This window comes from Idiomarina sp. A28L (assembly GCF_000218785.1).
In the GTDB taxonomy this organism is placed as follows: domain Bacteria; phylum Pseudomonadota; class Gammaproteobacteria; order Enterobacterales; family Alteromonadaceae; genus Aliidiomarina.
Genome location: NZ_AFPO01000012.1, coordinates 254923 through 271946, shown reverse-complemented (window position 1 = coordinate 271946; position 17024 = coordinate 254923). Strand labels below are relative to the sequence as shown.

15 protein-coding genes are annotated in these 17024 nt (G+C 46.7%); 11 read left to right on the top strand and 4 right to left on the bottom strand.

Features of this window, described 5'->3' with window-relative positions:
* Nucleotides 1-97 precede the first annotated feature (97 nt).
* Both hslV and hslU read left to right on the top strand, forming a co-directional pair.
* A complete protein-coding gene (hslV, locus tag A28LD_RS05855; protein ID WP_007420149.1) occupies nucleotides 98-637 on the top strand; it encodes an ATP-dependent protease subunit HslV in 540 nt (179 codons plus the stop codon).
* A 3-nt stretch (nucleotides 638-640) separates the two neighbouring features.
* Nucleotides 641-1981: an HslU--HslV peptidase ATPase subunit gene (gene hslU, locus A28LD_RS05850; RefSeq protein WP_007420148.1), complete on the top strand. Its 1341-nt coding sequence runs from the start codon at nucleotides 641-643 to the stop codon at nucleotides 1979-1981.
* 56 nt (nucleotides 1982-2037) lie between these two features.
* On the opposite strand, the gene A28LD_RS05845 is transcribed toward hslU, so the two are convergent.
* Both A28LD_RS05845 and A28LD_RS05840 read right to left on the bottom strand, forming a co-directional pair.
* Nucleotides 2038-3924: a diguanylate cyclase domain-containing protein gene (locus A28LD_RS05845; protein WP_007420147.1), complete on the bottom strand. Its 1887-nt coding sequence runs from the start codon at nucleotides 3922-3924 to the stop codon at nucleotides 2038-2040.
* The gene (locus A28LD_RS05840) at nucleotides 3921-5987 is read right to left on the bottom strand and encodes a putative bifunctional diguanylate cyclase/phosphodiesterase (protein ID WP_007420146.1); all 2067 of its coding nucleotides are present in this window, start codon (nucleotides 5985-5987) and stop codon (nucleotides 3921-3923) included. Before A28LD_RS05840 ends, A28LD_RS05845 begins: the two co-directional genes overlap by 4 nt.
* Before the next feature lie 202 nt (nucleotides 5988-6189).
* On the opposite strand from A28LD_RS05840, the gene rraA reads away from it, so the two are divergent.
* The gene (rraA, locus tag A28LD_RS05835) at nucleotides 6190-6675 is read left to right on the top strand and encodes a ribonuclease E activity regulator RraA (RefSeq protein WP_007420145.1); all 486 of its coding nucleotides are present in this window, start codon (nucleotides 6190-6192) and stop codon (nucleotides 6673-6675) included.
* 8 nt (nucleotides 6676-6683) lie between these two features.
* A complete protein-coding gene (locus A28LD_RS05830; protein WP_007420144.1) occupies nucleotides 6684-7706 on the top strand; it encodes a formimidoylglutamase in 1023 nt (340 codons plus the stop codon).
* A gap of 11 nt (nucleotides 7707-7717) precedes the next feature.
* Here the strand turns inward: A28LD_RS05830 and hutI are convergent, their stop codons facing one another.
* Nucleotides 7718-8953 (bottom strand): imidazolonepropionase, encoded by a 1236-nt coding sequence (gene hutI, locus A28LD_RS05825; RefSeq protein ID WP_007420143.1) that lies wholly within the window; start codon nucleotides 8951-8953, stop codon nucleotides 7718-7720.
* Between the two features lie 136 nt (nucleotides 8954-9089).
* On the opposite strand from hutI, the gene hutC reads away from it, so the two are divergent.
* The 3 genes from hutC (at nucleotide 9090) to hutH (ending at nucleotide 13101) form a co-directional block, all read left to right on the top strand.
* Nucleotides 9090-9797, top strand: coding sequence for a histidine utilization repressor (hutC, locus tag A28LD_RS05820; protein ID WP_007420142.1), 708 nt, complete (start codon nucleotides 9090-9092; stop codon nucleotides 9795-9797).
* 63 nt (nucleotides 9798-9860) lie between these two features.
* Nucleotides 9861-11534 carry a urocanate hydratase gene (gene hutU / locus A28LD_RS05815; RefSeq protein WP_007420141.1) on the top strand — a complete coding sequence of 558 codons (1674 nt, stop codon included), beginning with the start codon at nucleotides 9861-9863 and terminating at the stop codon, nucleotides 11532-11534.
* Nucleotides 11535-11574: 40 nt separating this feature from the next.
* Nucleotides 11575-13101, top strand: coding sequence for a histidine ammonia-lyase (gene hutH / locus A28LD_RS05810; protein ID WP_007420140.1), 1527 nt, complete (start codon nucleotides 11575-11577; stop codon nucleotides 13099-13101).
* Nucleotides 13102-13179: 78 nt separating this feature from the next.
* Here hutH and A28LD_RS05805 read toward each other — a convergent pair whose 3' ends face one another.
* Nucleotides 13180-14127, bottom strand: coding sequence for a bifunctional GNAT family N-acetyltransferase/hotdog fold thioesterase (locus A28LD_RS05805; protein ID WP_007420139.1), 948 nt, complete (start codon nucleotides 14125-14127; stop codon nucleotides 13180-13182).
* Between the two features lie 144 nt (nucleotides 14128-14271).
* On the opposite strand from A28LD_RS05805, the gene A28LD_RS05800 reads away from it, so the two are divergent.
* From A28LD_RS05800 to A28LD_RS05785, 4 genes are all read left to right on the top strand, one after another.
* A complete protein-coding gene (locus A28LD_RS05800) occupies nucleotides 14272-15342 on the top strand; it encodes a virulence factor BrkB family protein (protein WP_007420138.1) in 1071 nt (356 codons plus the stop codon).
* 1 nt (nucleotide 15343) lies between these two features.
* Complete coding sequence (gene dtd / locus A28LD_RS05795; protein ID WP_007420137.1) at nucleotides 15344-15781, top strand: D-aminoacyl-tRNA deacylase; 438 nt, start codon at nucleotides 15344-15346, stop codon at nucleotides 15779-15781.
* Between the two features lie 140 nt (nucleotides 15782-15921).
* Nucleotides 15922-16134, top strand: coding sequence for a DUF2061 domain-containing protein (locus A28LD_RS05790; RefSeq protein ID WP_007420136.1), 213 nt, complete (start codon nucleotides 15922-15924; stop codon nucleotides 16132-16134).
* A gap of 33 nt (nucleotides 16135-16167) precedes the next feature.
* Complete coding sequence (locus A28LD_RS05785) at nucleotides 16168-16971, top strand: SDR family NAD(P)-dependent oxidoreductase (RefSeq protein WP_007420135.1); 804 nt, start codon at nucleotides 16168-16170, stop codon at nucleotides 16969-16971.
* Nucleotides 16972-17024: the final 53 nt, after the last annotated feature.

Here is a 17024-nt window from a genome sequence, read left to right as displayed (position 1 = left end):
GGGTTTGCATAACCTTCGCTCTTGCTAGTTCCTTCACTCTTGAATTCACCGCGCGCCGCCCCTATCTACTGTGTATAACCGATAAAGAGGAACACAGATGACTACAATCGTTTCCGTTCGCCGTGGTGATAAAGTAGCTATAGGTGGCGATGGGCAAGTTTCATTAGGCAACACTGTAATGAAAGGTAATGCTAAAAAAGTTCGGCGTTTATACAATGGCAAAGTGATTGCTGGTTTTGCCGGTGGTACCGCCGATGCCTTTACTCTGTTTGAGCGCTTCGAAGCAAAGCTTGAGCAGCATCAAGGTAACTTAACCAAAGCTGCGGTTGAGTTGGCCAAAGATTGGCGCACCGATCGTATGCTGCGCAAACTAGAAGCTTTACTGGCCGTTGCGGATAAAACAACATCACTCATCATTACCGGTAACGGTGATGTGGTGCAGCCTGAAAATGATCTGATTGCTATCGGTTCGGGTGGGCCCTTTGCGCAATCTGCGGCACGTGCCTTGCTAGAGAATACTGAATTAAGCGCCCCTGATATTGTTGAAAAGGCGCTTACCATTGCCGGTGATATCTGCGTGTATACCAATAGCCATCAAACAATAGAAGTGCTCGATGCCGAGCCCGCGAAGGAGTAGAAGATGTCGAATATGACCCCACGGGAAATTGTTGATGAGCTGAATAGGCATATCATTGGCCAACAAGATGCAAAACGGGCGGTATCAGTTGCCTTGCGCAATCGTTGGCGTCGCATGCAGCTCGATGATGAGTTGCGCCAAGAAGTAACGCCGAAAAATATTCTGATGATAGGGCCAACGGGTGTTGGTAAAACTGAGATTGCGCGGCGCTTAGCTAAGCTTGCTAATGCACCCTTTATTAAAATTGAAGCCACTAAGTTTACCGAAGTAGGTTATGTGGGTAAGGAAGTAGATTCGATCATTCGTGATCTTACGGATACCGCCGTAAAGCTAATGCGTGAACAAGAAATGGCACGTTTGCGCCACCGCGCCGAAGATGCAGCGGAAGATCGTATTCTCGATACCTTGCTTCCGCGTGCGAAACGCAACTGGAACGATAGCGAAGCGCCTGCCAATGAAGATGATCAGCAAGCAACTCGGCAAAATTTCCGGAAAAAGCTTCGCGAAGGAAAACTTGATGATAAAGAAATAGAAATTGAAATTTCTATGTCGCAGATGGGGGTTGAAATTATGGCGCCCCCAGGCATGGAAGAAATGACCTCGCAGCTACAAAGCATGTTCCAGAACATGGGCCAAGGGAAAACGAAAAAACGCAAAATGAAGATTAAAGATGCGTTTAAGCAGTTGATTGAAGAAGAAGCTGCGAAGATGATGAACCCGGAAGAAATCAAAGAAAAAGCGATTCAATCGGTAGAACAAAACGGAATCGTGTTTCTTGATGAAATCGATAAGATTTGTAAACGCGGTGATAGTAGCGGGCCTGATGTTTCGCGCGAAGGTGTGCAGCGTGATTTGTTACCACTAGTGGAAGGCACAACGGTGAATACTAAGCACGGTATGGTAAAAACGGATCATATTCTGTTTATTGCATCCGGTGCGTTTCAGATGTCGAAGCCTTCTGATTTGATTCCTGAATTACAGGGCCGCTTGCCGATTCGGGTAAACCTACAAGCGCTTACTACTGAAGATTTTGTACGCATTCTTACCGAACCTAATGCTTCATTAACGGTGCAATACAAAGCGCTGATGGCTACTGAAGGTGTAAGTGTAGAGTTTAAAGAAGATGGCATTCGCCGCATTGCTGAGATTGCTTGGCAAGTGAATGAGAGAACTGAAAATATTGGTGCTCGCCGCTTACATACGGTGCTCGAGCGGTTAATGGAGGAAGTATCCTTTAATGCTTCCGATTTAGAGGGCACAACAGTTGTGGTTGATCGTGAGTATGTGAACAAATACTTGAACGAGCTAGCTGAAGATGAAGATTTAAGCCGCTTCATTTTGTAGGGCGCTCATCAACATCAACAACAGAGAACACGCGGGTGGCCTGCATTGAGCTTTTCTTAGCTAATGCAGTTTCCACCCGCTTTTTTTGCTTCATAGAGCTGTTTATCAACGGCGATAATATTTGCTTCAATCGTTGCGTTGGTATCTATTAATTGCATACCAAAGCTTATGGTTAAGCGTTTATTAGCACAATGTTCATGTGTAATATTTAAAGCAAATACAGCACTACGCATGGCTTCTGCTAGTTTCTCGGCTGCTTCTTGATTCAGCACATCAGCCAGCACGGCAATTTCTTCGCCGCCATAACGGTATACTCTAACGCCTTTAAAGCTGTTTAAGCATTTCGCAACAGCCTTGAGTGCCTCATCGCCAGCTTGATGGCCGTAATTATCATTGAATGGTTTGAATTTATCTAAATCACCCAGTAAAAGCGCAGTAGGGGTTTCTAGCGGGTAGGCGCATATTCTTGCAATATCTTTATCAAATGCTCTGCGATTTCTCAGCCCGGTAAGACCATCAAGATGTGCCATTTTTTCAAGAACCTCATTGGCCGCTGCAAGCTGGGCGGTACGGTCGGTTACCAATTGCTCTAAATTTTGCTGATGTGCCAATAAGCGCGAAGCCATAGTGCGAAACGATCGAACCAATAACCCAACTTCACTTCGCACTTGGTTTTGCAAAAGCTTACTAGAAATCACTTCTGAATAGTTTTTATCGCCAATCAGCATTGCCATCTCGGCTAATTGCCGTAAGGGCTTAGAAATGTGCCGGCTCACCAACCAATAAACGATGAGCAGAACAAACAGTAGTAAAGCAATTGTGGCTACTAATATGCGCAAGGGCCCTTGTAAGGCTTGTAGTTGTATTTTTCTGTAAGGATAAAGCGTAACGTGCCACCAATCTAAGCCTGTAATCCTCTGGCCAATTAAAAGTTCCCCTGGCAAGGCATTACGTAAAACAAAATGATCGGCATCGGCGCCGTTAGCTTCAATCAACTGATATATTTCTGCATATTCGGGATTACTGAGTTTATCGACATCAAGCACACCGCGTTGCTGGTAGCTTTCAGCTAGCGTTTCAGGCGAGGCAACGAGTTGGCCGTTGGCATTAAACAGCATGCGTTTATCGGTATCGCTTTGATAGTGAATCATGCGTTGGATAATCGCGCTTAACGCCACATCATGGCTGGCATTAATCAAATGTTGGCCTTGAAAATCAACGGGTTGCTGATAAGTAATGGTCCAATAACCGGCCGATAAATCATAGTAGAGCCCAGTCCACCCGGATAGGCGCTCGGGGTTATATTCTTGCAGCGTTGATTGCACTACTGAAAAATCGGTAACAACTAAATCGGCAGCCGCAAGCAAACCCCATGGGTGAGTTTGTGAATACACCAACAGGATATTCTCAGGCATTGATATATGAGTGTTCGCTACTTTTTCTTGCCAAGCTGGAGCGAGTTCGTTGAGAACATATTGAGCAATAGTGGTTCGCCCTTTTAGTTCATCAGAGATTCCGCTTTGGCGAGGCCCCGCAAAAACGGTAATATTTTCGAACCAAGTTTCATTTTTAGCAATACCATCATAAAACTCGGGTTGTAGCCGGAATACGCCGGGTTCTGTTTCGCTATACCAGCTGTCAAAACGTTCTTGAAATCGAGTATCGCCGATAAATTCTTGGTAACGCTTGAGAAAGCTTTCAGCCAAAATACTCGCCGATTGCTCGGCTGCTCTGAAGTGCTCGCTTTCGCTGGCTAAATGTCGATTTGTATCTTTGATGAGCGTGGTGATGAGCTCTTCTTTCGCTTGCTTGTAGGAAAAAACAAAACCGATGGTGGAAATGATTAACACCATGAGTAACGACCAAAAACTGATACGTACCAATAGATACGTGGTGAGCCTGCGGCTGAAACGTACTCGGCGATTATGCAAAGGGTTTTTCATCGTGAACCCTCCCATGCTTCTTTACCGGAATCTCGGTTATGAGATATCCATTTTCGCCAAAATTCCTGCAGTAAACCGCGTGATTTCTCTTCGTTTACCGGTGGTGAGAAGTAATAACCTTGCACGCTATCGCAATGCATTTCACTCAGGAGTGCGAACTGCTCTGCGGTTTCTACGCCTTCCGCTACAATTTGCTTGTTTAGCACGTGGCTTAATTCGATTAAGGTGCGCACTATGGTGGAATCTTCACTGCTGGCCATGATTTCGTTGATAAAGCTGCGATCTATTTTAATTTTATCTACTGGCAACTTGCGTAAGTAGGCGAGCGAGGAGTAGCCCGTGCCGAAATCATCGATAGCCACACGAATGCCCATTTCACGCAACCGATTAAGCACGTTCAGGCCGGTGCTAATATCCGACATAGCTACGTTTTCCGTGATTTCTAGCTCAATATCGCCGGCTTTTAATTGGTATTCACGGTATAACCGGCGCAACTTATCGGTGAGTTCGGGTTGTTGGAAATGCCGCGCCGAGAGGTTAATCGCAATCGGCAACACCTTTTCGCCTTGTGCTCGCCAGCGTGAAATCAATTTCGCACAATGCTTCAGTACCCATTCATCGATATCGCAAGACATGCCCAATTGTTCTACGAACGGCAGAAAATCATCAGGGTTGAGTAAACCTTTGGTGGGATGTTGCCAGCGCAACAAAGCCTCAAAACTACTTAAATATTGAGTGCGTACATCGTAAATGGGCTGCAAGTGCACCACGAATTCATTTTTCAGTAGTGCTCGGCGTAAATCCGGTTCCATATCCACAAGGCGAATGTAATTATCATCCATACCTTCTCGATACATCATAATGTTGTGGTTATCAGGCAGTTTAGCGTTGGCCAGGGCGATATTTGCTTTACTCAACAAGCCTTCTGCTGCAACACCCTGCTGTGGGTACCGTGATATACCAATACTGCACTTCACATTGAGGTTTTTATTATCGATGAGTAATGGTTTGTGAATAACGTTCTGTATTTCATTTGCCATCGCTGTGGCTTTCTCGCGGCTGTGTAAGTGATCATACATCACCACGAAAACATCGCCACTTACACGCGCCACCGCAAGCGGTTGCTCGGGCAAGTTTTTTAGCCTATTGCTGAGCTCTACCAGCACGCGATCGCCGCCGCGTAAGCCAAGTGTATCGTTGATAGCTTTAAAGCGATCAACGCCAATCATAAACAAGGCTAGTTCTCGGCCATCGCCACGGCAAGAATCGATAAATATCGGCATCTTCGACATCAACTCATCGCGGTTTTCGATGCCGGTTAGGGCATCGTGGCGGTTCATGTATTCTGCTTTTTGTAGTGCATCAATGGCTTTGTGCCGTTCTGATTCCAGCAGCCAAATGGTGATACCCAGCATAGCGCAGGTAAGGAATACAACATTCATAAGACCCGTAAAAAGCCACAACACTTCTGAATTTAATGCCGTACTATCAATCAATAACAGGCTCACCAACATGAGGTTTTTGGCGCTTTGTAGGAAGAATGCAAACGCGATTAAGCGTGGGCCCATGGTAGGTGTTGAAAGTTTATAAATTACCGCACCCACAACGCCAAGCGTGATGCCGGAAATTAAATACAGAACTGCATCACGGAAAAAAGGTTGCCATACTAGTGGATCATGGCTTGGGCCAATAGTGCCATTTGAAACTAGAGCAATAATCAAGCAAACACCGTATATACGCCAACGAACTCGGCGTTTGGGCATCGAATTCATAGTTATATCGAATACGCCGAGCGCTAACAGGCTCAAGGCAAGATACATAAAAGTTAGGCTAAGGGTGTCAAATTGCGCTGTTGCCCAAGAGGGCAAGGATATCCAAGTAGCGTGTTGAATGAGTTGGCAAGCGGAGCTTAAACCAAACCAGATTGCAGCAAATGACCAGAAACGCAGGTATGCCCTTCGATAAACACGATAATAGTGCGATAACAGCAGCGCAAAGCCTAAAACCATTAGGCCTTGCCCAGCAAAACTTGCTCCAAGGACAGCTGTATCGCTAAAGGGCATGCAGTGAGATCTTATAATTATTATCGAAGTGTTGATTTAACGGGTTTTTGCGCAAAAAATCAACCTTATCGGCGCTAAACTCCGCAGTTCAGCAAATAGCTAGGCCAGTAGAGCAAAGGGTTCTTTCACCCATGCTGTTAAAGGTTTATACTGAGCGCTACTTAATACTCATGGCTTTTCTAATGCCGCAGGAGCGTTTCTCATGGAATACAATACCTCGGAACTTTGTGATTTATATGCTGATCAGATCGATGTGGTTGAACCAATGTTTGCAAACTATGGTGGCCGTTCGTCGTTTGGAGGGCAGGTGGTTACCGTTAAATGCCACGAAGACAAAGGCCTGATCGAAACCGCTCTAGAACAACCGGGTGCCGGCAAAGTTCTATTAATCGATGGAGGTGGTTCGTTACGCCGCGCATTGATTGATATCGCAATTGCTGAGCTAGCTTTAGAAAATGAATGGGAAGGTATTGTTTGTTACGGCTGTGTGCGCGATGTTGATTTGATTGAAGATCTCGATATCGGTATTCAAGCCATAGCCTCTATTCCTGTAGGCGCTGATATTGCTGGTATCGGCGAAACAGATATCGCCGTGAACTTCGGTGGTGTAACGTTCTTACCCGAAGATCATATTTACGCCGATAGCACCGGTATTATTTTATCTCCAGAAGCTTTGGATATTGAGTAATTAGTTTCATGCCTGCAAAGCCATTGTCATGGTTGCCGGTAAACCCCGCAGCGTGGGTTCGCCCACGCGCTGGTGAAACCCGCATTGGCGAATCAATACAAGCCTTAGCACACATAGATGCCTCAGCGTTACCGTTGGGGCGTTTTGCTATTTTGGGTGTGCCGGAATCAATAGGGCCGCGGGCAAACCTTGGCCAAGGTGGCGCTGAGCTTGGTTTTGCTGCCTTTTTACAGCAATTTCTCAATATGCAGGATTCCGGGCGTTTAGCCATTGAACAAGTGGTATTGGCTGGGCAAATTGATTGTGGTGATGTTCAGCAGCAATCGTTGGCGCTTGATGCGAGCAAAGCAAAAGATTTAGAGCAACTGCGTGAGCTATGCGCCGAACTTGATAAACGTGTTACCGCTGTAACAGAGATACTCTTTAAGCAAGGCTATCAGGTAATTTTGATTGGGGGTGGGCATAACAATGCATTGCCGTTGTTACAATCATTAGCGATTAGCAGCGAGCAATTTGTAGGTGCGGTAAATCTTGATCCGCACGCTGATTTCCGGCCATTAGAAGGCCGCCACAGTGGTAATGGTTTTAGCTACGCATTCGAAAAAGGCTACCTCAAGCACTATCACGTAGTAGCGTTGCACCCTGCAAAAAATTCTCGCGCTACCCTAGATCAATTAGCCGCTGCAGGTGCTACATACACTTCAGTGCAGGATATGGTGGGCGTAAAAATGCACCGTGTGGTGCAGCCGATTCAACAAGAAGTTGCTACATGGCGGGTGCCATTTGGTATCGAGCTTGATGTTGATTCGATTATGCAAGCACCCGCTAGCGCCTTTAACTATTCAGGTGTGAGCTTGGCAGATGCAATGGTGTTTATTCGTGATTTAGCCAAGCTTAGTACGTGCCGTTATTTACACTTGGCGGAAGCAGCACCGGCCTGCCACCCTATGGGCATTGAAGCCGGCAACAAAGCAGCTGGTCAGATCCTTAGTGAGTTAGTGTTCACTTACCTCGAATCCTACACTCCGTAATACCGCCAAAACTAAACTGCTACGCCTTCTATCCATAACTGCGCCAACGGGTTAATGCCGAACTCGTAGCATATTTGCTCGGGGCTAGTTAAATTCCACAGAGCAATATCAGCCCGCTGGCCAACTGCAAGCTGGCCCTGATTATGCTCACCTAATGCTCGTGCGCCGTTGCGGGTAACTCCGAGCCACGCCTCTTCGGGGGTAAGCCGAAAGAACGCACAGGCCATGTGCATCATTAAGGGTAATTGCAGCAGTGGCGAAGAGCCGGGGTTGGCATCGGTGGCAATTGCAATTGGCACACCGGCATCGCGTAACGCTTGCACTGGTGGTAATTTGGTTTCACGCAGGAAGTAAAATGCGCCGGGTAGCAATACTGCCACAGCACCCGATTTCGCCATCGCGGCTATGCCTTTTTCCGATAAATACTCTAAATGATCTGCAGAAAGGCCGTGATATTCGGCCATAAGGGCTGTTCCATCCTGGTCGCTCAACTGCTCGGCATGAATCTTTACCGGTAACCCGTTTGCAGACGCAGCTTGAAATACGCGCTCGGATTGAGCTCGGCTGAAACCGATGTTTTCGCAAAACACATCTACGGCATCAACAAGGTTTTCAGCCGCGGCAGCAGGGATAATTTCATTACATACTAAATCGATATAGCCATCGGCGTTATCTTTGAATTCAGGCGGCAAAGCATGAGCTGCTAACAACGTTGTGCTTACTTTTAAAGGTAGTTCATTGCCAATTCGGCGCGCCACTCGCAGTTGTTTTAATTCATCTTTGAGGCTCAAGCCATAACCCGATTTAATTTCTATATGGGCCACACCTTGGCCAAGCAGCGCTTTTGCCCGCGGCAGGCTTTGCGCGAAGAGCTCGCTCTCACTAGCTTCGCGTGTGGCCTTCACGGTAGCAAGAATACCACCACCCGCTTCAGCAATTTCTTGGTAACTTGCACCATGTAAACGCTGGCGAAATTCGCCAGCGCGAGAGCCGGCCCATACTAAGTGAGTATGGCAATCGGTAAGTGCAGGGGTGAGTAATTTTCCTTCCCCATTTATTTGCGGAAGGCCCTGATAGGCTTCGGGTAATGCACTGCTAGTGCCCAACCATGCAATTTTACCATGCTCTATCACCACACTTGCCTGCGTAAGCAAACCTAAATCGGCGGCGTTCATGCGCGCTGCGGTAATTGAATGAATAACGAATGCATTTTGCTCGGGCGTGGTAACCGGAATGCTGCTTGGCATAGAAATTCACCTATTAAAGCGTTCTCTTCAAATGCATCTATTTTAAGCCATGACGATGCGAAATATGAGAAAGCGTTTGATTTTTAAATTAAGTAACTGGTAATGTATATACAACATTCCAAAAAGTCCAATAATCATGGCTAAATTTGCAACCATTAAAGAATATATCTACAAGAAAATTGAATCAGGTGAATGGCCCGAATACCACCCGGTAAGCTCGGAAAACGTGTTGGCCGAAACCTTTTCAGTAAGCCGAATGACAGCGCGAAGGGCGTTGCAAGAGCTTTCTGAAGAAGGCTTGGTAACCCGCACCCGTGGTTCTGGTACCTTTGTAGCGCCACTAAAATCACAATCAGCGTTGTTAACAATTCGCAATATCGCCGATGAAATTCGCTTGCGGAATCATCGTCATCACGCTGTTGTGCAGTTGCTTGAGCGTGTTCCAGCACCCAATAGCATAGCGGCTGCGTTGCAATTAACTGCAGGCGCAGAAGTATTGCATTCGGTGATTACTCATTTTGAAAATGGGCAGCCAGTGCAGGTAGAAGATCGCTATGTGAATCCAGATCTTGTTCCAGAATACCTAGAACAAAACTACACCCAATGCACACCACACGAATATTTGTGCGAAGTAACACCGCTTACCGAAGCTAGCCACTTAATTGAAGCTGTGTTGCCTTCAGCGCAGTTGATGAAGTGGCTTGAGCTTGATGAGCCTGAACCGTGTTTGCAGATACAGCGCCGAACTAGTGGGCGCGAAGGCGTGGTAAGCCAAGCAACGCTTACTCACCCTGGATCTCGTTTCCGCTTAGGCGGCCACATGACATTTAAAACCTCGCATTAGAAGTGCATGGCGGCGGCAGCGTGCTGCAAGTTGTGTATGCGAGTAATAGAAAGGAAATAAGCAATGAGCTTTACCCGAATTGATAAAAGCCGCGTTATTCGAGCGGCGCGCGGCAGCGAAATTACTGCGAAAAGCTGGCAAACTGAAGCGGCAAAACGCATGTTGATGAATAACTTAGATCCAGAAGTAGCCGAGCACCCTGCTGGCTTAGTTGTTTATGGTGGCATTGGCCGGGCAGCGCGAAGCTGGGAAAGCTACGATAAAATTGTAGAGGTGCTAGATCGGTTAGAAAGTGATGAAACGTTATTAGTGCAAAGCGGTAAGCCAGTAGGTGTATTTCCTACTCATGCCGATGCTCCTCGGGTATTAATTGCGAACTCGAACTTAGTGCCACAGTGGGCAAATTGGGAGCATTTTAACGAGCTCGATAAACAAGGCTTGATGATGTACGGGCAAATGACAGCGGGCTCGTGGATATACATTGGTTCGCAAGGCATTGTGCAGGGCACTTATGAAACCTTCGGCGCGGTTGCCCGGCAACATTTTGCTGGAGAAGCGGCGGGCAAGTGGGTGCTTACTGGCGGTTTAGGCGGAATGGGTGGTGCACAACCGCTAGCGGCCACTATGGCTGGCTTCAGCATGTTGGCCTGTGATGTTGATGAAAGCCGCATTGATTTTCGTTTGCGTACTCGTTACGTAGATGAAAAAGCAACCGATTTAGATGATGCGCTAGCGCGTTTGCAAGCGGCTAAGCAAGAAGGCCGAGCGGTTTCTGTTGGTTTGTTGGCGAACGCTGCCGATGTTTATGCGGAATTAGTAAAACGTGGTGTAACGCCAGATGTAGTAACCGACCAAACCTCAGCGCACGACCCACTCAATGGGTATTTACCGCAAGGCTGGACTATGGAAAAAGCAGCCGCCGAGCGTGAAAGCAACTCACAAGGGGTGGTGAAAGCCGCCAAACAATCAATGGCAGTGCAAGTAAAAGCTATGTTAACGATGCAAGAGCGTGGCGCTGCAGTTTTAGATTATGGTAACAACATTCGCCAGATGGCTAAAGATGAAGGCGTTGCTAATGCCTTTGATTTTCCTGGTTTTGTTCCTGCTTATATCCGCCCATTATTTTGCCAAGGTATTGGCCCATTCCGTTGGGTAGCGCTTTCTGGCGACCCGGAAGATATCTACAAAACAGATCAAAAAGTAAAAGAGTTAATGCCAGATGATACCCACCTGCATAACTGGCTAGATATGGCTCGCGAGCGCATTGAATTCCAAGGTTTACCCGCGCGTATTTGCTGGGTAGGGCTGAAAGATCGGGCACGTTTAGGCTTAGCTTTTAATGAAATGGTGAAAAACGGCGAACTGAAAGCGCCTATTGTTATTGGCCGTGATCACCTCGATTCTGGTTCAGTAGCCAGCCCGAACCGTGAAACCGAAGCTATGCTTGATGGCTCCGATGCGGTTTCTGATTGGCCATTGTTGAACGCATTATTAAACACAGCAGGTGGCGCTACTTGGGTTTCGTTACACCATGGTGGCGGCGTGGGTATGGGCTACTCACAACACTCAGGTGTAGTGATAGTAGCTGATGGCACCGATGCTGCGGCCAAACGCGTTGGCCGCGTACTTTGGAACGATCCAGGCACTGGTGTAATGCGCCATGCTGATGCAGGTTACGATATTGCGAAAAAAGCCGCAAAAGAAAGCAACCTCGATTTACCTTCGCTCGATAACTAATACTAGATAACTAGTGTTCATAAATAATGGAAGTATGCCAATGAGCTTCAAATTAAATATTCAGCCGGGGCAATTAACCCTACCAGAACTTCGTAAGGTTGATCGGCAAGCGGTAACCCTTTCATTGCCAGAACAGGCGTATCGTGATGTTGAGCGAGCGGCAAAAACGGTAGCCGATGTGCTGGCCGAAGGCCGTGTTGTATACGGCATTAATACTGGCTTTGGTTTGCTTGCAAGCACTCGTATTGCACCTGAGCAACTTGCAGATTTACAGCGCCGAATTGTGCTTTCGCATGCTGCGGGTGTGGGCAAAATGATGTCTGATCAAGTAGTGCGGTTAATGTTGGTGCTAAAAATCAACTCGTTAGCACGCGGCTATTCTGGGGTGCGCCCGGCAGTAATCGATTTCCTTATTGCGCTGGTAAATAATGAAGCCTACCCATGCGTTCCTGAAAAAGGTTCAGTGGGTGCGTGTGGCGATTTAGCACCGTTAGCGCACATGGTGCTGCCATTGTTGGGTGAAGGTGAGTTGCGTATTAATGGCGAACGTATGCCAGCAAAAGATGGCCTAGCTAAACTGGGGTTATCGCCTATCGAATTGGCACCTAAAGAAGGCTTGGCTCTACTGAACGGCACGCAAGCTTCAACGGCTTTAGCACTGCACGGCTTGTTTGCGATTGAAGATGTATTTGCGGCTGCCACCTTAGCGGGTTCTATGACAGTAGAAGCGGCTTTAGGCTCACGTACGCCATTTGATGAACGTATTCACATTGTGCGTGGGCAACCGGGGCAAGTAGCCGTAGCGGCAGAACTGCGCCGTATTTTGGCAGCAAGCAGTGAGATTGGTGATTCGCATACCAATTGCGGCAAGGTACAAGACCCGTACTCATTGCGTTGCCAACCACAAGTAATGGGCGCGATTTGGGATCAAATGGGCTATGCCAGCGAAGTGCTTGGCCGTGAGGCGAACGGTGTTACTGATAATCCGTTGGTGTTCCCAGATGATAACGATATTCTTTCCGGTGGTAACTTTCATGCCGAGCCGGTAGCAATTGCTGCTGATTTACTCGCTATTGTATGCTCGGAAATCGGTTCGCTCTCTGAGCGCCGTACTGCTTTGTTAGTAGATAAGCACCTGAGCAACTTGCCGCCATTCTTGGTTGATAATGGCGGTATAAACTCTGGCTTTATGCTGGCGCAGGTTACCGCCGCTGCATTGGCTTCTGAGAACAAAACTTTAGCGCACCCAGCTTCGATTGATAGTTTGCCTACTTCAGCTAATCAAGAAGATCACGTTTCTATGGCTACATTTGCAGCGCGCAGGTTGCAAGATATCTCTGAGAACGTGGCCAATATTATTGCCATTGAATTGCTCGGTGCAGCACAAGGTATGGATTTCCGCCGGCCGTTGAAATCCTCACCAGTGTTAGAAGAAGTGCATGCAGCAGTGCGTGGAAAAGTGGGCTTCTATGATGAAGATCGTTATTTCGCTCCAGATATTGAGGCTATCTATCACTTAATTCGCGGTGGTGAACTTACTGATTTGGTAACGCTAAGATTAAGTTAACGGTTAAATTAACGAGTAAGTAAGATAAACATGAATGCTGTTCATATTAATTTCGAAGTAAAATGAACAGCATTCACGTTATTTGTTGTTTTCGCCTTGCTCGTTATTTTCACGAGGCGCGAGAACCACATACTCGCCTTTAAATTCTGCTCCAGCTAAATCGCCATCACGCACGATAACGCTCATATTAATGCGCGCGTTCTCACCATTTTCTAGTGGGCTAAAATCACCCTTCATTTCGTTTAAATAAGCCACAGCTCGTGGTTCTTTAATCACGGGTTTGCGGTATTTGATATTCCCTTCAGCTAACACAATGGCACCAGTTAAACCTCGCTCGCGCAATTGCAATTGCAACAAGCCCCAGCCGGTAAGCGTGGCTAATGTATATAAACTTCCGGCAAACATAGTGCCGTGAACATTAATATTTCGGGAAAGTGGTGCGCGTAGTTCAATACTGCGGCCGGTGTATTGATAAATACGAATATCCATCGCTTTGCTAACCGGAATTTCATTGTGCCAAGTTTTTTGTAATTCACCACACCACGTTGGCCGATATACGATGTGATTTACCGGATCTAATAGCTTAACCAATTGATGCTCGGCCATAGGGTTATCAACGGTATTACCTTCTTCCTTTATCTCGTAACCACACTTTAGGTAAAAGCCCAGCGTAGTATCGCGGCTGCGGATAATTACCCGTTTCGCACCTTGCTGGCGAGCGAGCAGCTCTAACGATTGTACGAGCAAAACGCCATGGCCTTCGCCCTGATATTTTGGCGCCACTACCATGAAACGTATCTGTGCTTCTTCGCTACTATTGAAGTGCAGGCGGCCTATACCCACAATGTTATTATCGGCATTAACCAACATACGGTGTTGGCCTACTTGATCGTATTCATCCTTTTCAGAACCCGGGGGGCGGCGAAATGGTTTGCGCAGTACTTGATAGCGCAAAGCATAGTAAGCGTCCCACTCTTGCTCCGTAGTAGGTGTAGTAACCTGTAAGTTTGTAGCCCGTAAATTCATAACTGCCCTTAATCAAAAGCGGATAACGAGATTAAAGTAGCTTTGTTACAGAAGCAAGGGCGAAGCGCTGGCATAAATGTACGACTTGTCGGAATTCAACTACCCTGCCACAATGAGTGCAGTTGTATTTATATAGGCAAAGGCATGAGTAACGAAAAATCAGATAGTGAAGAAAAGAAGCCAGTTCGAAAAAGGCCTGCAGCAAAGCCGAAAGCTGCCGTTAAAAGTAAAAAAACCGAGGCAGTGAAGCATGAGGTTTCGCCTATTGATTGGCAGCAAGCAAAAGAGCGAGTGGCAGGTGCTGCAAGCACCAGCTATGCTTTTTTGCGCCACTTTTTAAAGCGCTGCAAAGATGACCGTATCAATGTAATGGCTGGCCACTTAACCTATGTAAGTTTGCTTTCGCTAGTGCCGTTAGTAGCGGTTATATTCGCGATTTTTTCCGCGTTCCCTATGTTCGAATCGCTTCGGGAAACCGTTGAAACCGCTATTTTAGCAAACTTAGTGCCTACCAGTGGCGAGGCCATACAAGAATACGTGAATCAGTTCGTTGGCAATGCCAGCCAAATGACAGCGATTGGCGCAATTTTCTTGTTTGTGGTGGCTATCATGTTGATATCTGCCATTGATCGCGCCATGAACACTATTTGGCGCGTGCACAATCGCCGCCGCACCATTATCAGCTTAGCAGTGTATTGGATGGTATTAACCATGGGCCCAATTCTGGTGGGTACCGGTATTGGTTTAAGCTCTTATCTGCTTTCTATGGCAGCATTTGCCGATGATTACGTTGGCGGATTACGCGCTACGTTGCTTATGTTGTTCCCGTTTTTCACCACAACGGTTGCTTTTTTATTACTCTACGCCATGGTGCCGAACAAAGTTGTAAAATTCCGCCATGCTATTTGGGGTGCAGCCATAAGCGCTTTCTTGTTTGAAATAGCCAAACATGGCTTCCGTGTGTACTTACAATATTTCCCTTCTTATGAATTGATTTATGGTGCGTTAGCTACCATTCCTATCTTGATTGTTTGGGTATATTTATCGTGGAATATCATTTTATTTGGTGCTGAAATCACCGCTAGTATCGAAGAATTTTTAGGTGAAACTAGTGAGGAAGTTCCGGCTGACGAAGTAAGCGATGAGCGCGCAAAAAAAGGTGTGCCGATCGATGATGTATATGCAAAAGATAAGAAAACAGAAGTAGAAGGTTAGCATGATTGGATTGATTCAACGGGTAAAATCAGCTCAGGTAGAGGTTGAGGGCGTTACCGTAGGTAATATCAAGCAAGGCATTTTGGTATTACTCGGCGTAGAGAAAGCAGATACCGAACTGAGCGCCGAGCAGTTGGCCAAACGTATTGCGAGTTATCGAATTTTTGCCGATAGTAACGATAAAATGAATTTAGACGTTCGCGATATCAAAGGCGAAATATTGGTAGTTTCTCAGTTCACCTTAGCGGCGGATACACGCAAAGGCCGCCGCCCGAGCTTTTCTTCGGCTGCCACACCGGCGCAGGCCGAAGCGCTCTATGAGCATTTTTGTAAAACATTGCAAAAAGAAAATATACCGGTAGCTACCGGTATATTTGCCGCCGATATGCAGGTTAGCCTGATAAACGATGGGCCGGTAACCTTTAATCTAAGCACATAATTGAGCGTATCGTTTACCCTTATCGAAATTTCCCACTAGCGCTTTAAATGAGAACTGTTATCATTTGAGCCTTGAGATAAGAAATTACGTAGAAGCATTTGCGTTTGCGTTGTTAAGTTTCTTTGTGGGAGGAACGGATCATGAAAAAAACATTCACCTTCGCCATAGTGCACTTTTTTGTGGCCTTCACCGTAACTTGGTTAATTACCGGTAGCTTTGTGCTTGGTGGCCTAGTTGCTTTGATTGAACCTGCGGTAAATACCGTAGCCTACTTCTTCCATGAGAAAGCATGGCAGAAGTTTGGTTCAGAGAAACAAACTTCAAACCAAAAACAAGCTACCTTATCGGTGTAAGTAACGCAGGGTGTTCCTGCGAGGAAGGTAGGAATGCAAACAATTGCGGTATTCGGTGCTAATGGCGGCCTTGGCCAAGCGCTTATTCAAGAGTACTTGATCACAAACCCTGAAGGTTGTGTGATCGCGGTAGCGCGGGGCGAATGCCCGGAAACACTCTTTAATTGGGCCCAAGCTGAGAATTTTTCGCTGGTGGAAAATGATAGTGGAAAAGAAATTGCGCCATCGCCGGGCAGCTTACTTTGGCAACGAAGCCCACTAAACGAATCTTCTTTACACGAATTGTTTGCCGGCTGGCAGGCGGCTGGTATCCAATTATCAGGGGTGCTTTCTACTATCGGCTGGCTGCATCAAGAAACCGAAGAGCACGGTAGCTGGCAGCCTGAGCGGCGTATTGAATCATTAAACGAAGCACAGCTGCTTGAATACTTTCGGGTAAACGCCATACTCCCAGCTTTAATCCTTCAGGGTGCTAAACCCCTTTTACCTAAAAAAGAACCTAGTTTTGTTATTCAACTTGGCGCCAAAGTAGGTAGCATCGGTGATAATCAACTTGGTGGTTGGTATGGTTATCGTGCCTCGAAAGCTGCACTGAATATGCTTTATAAAACCGCCGCTATTGAATTCAAACGCACTCACAAACAACTTTGTATTGGGGTTATACATCCCGGAACTACCGATACCGAGCTTTCGAAGCCGTTTCAAGAACGCCTGCCTGCCGATAAACTCTACAGCGCGGCGGAATCAGCTGAACGCATTTGGGCAGTGATTAACGCATTAAGTGCTAAAGATAGTGGGGGCTTCTGGTTCTGGGATGGCGAACCGCTACCTTGGTAAAGGCATGTAGAACGTTGAACACCCTATTGATGGATATGGAATAAGGGGCCTAA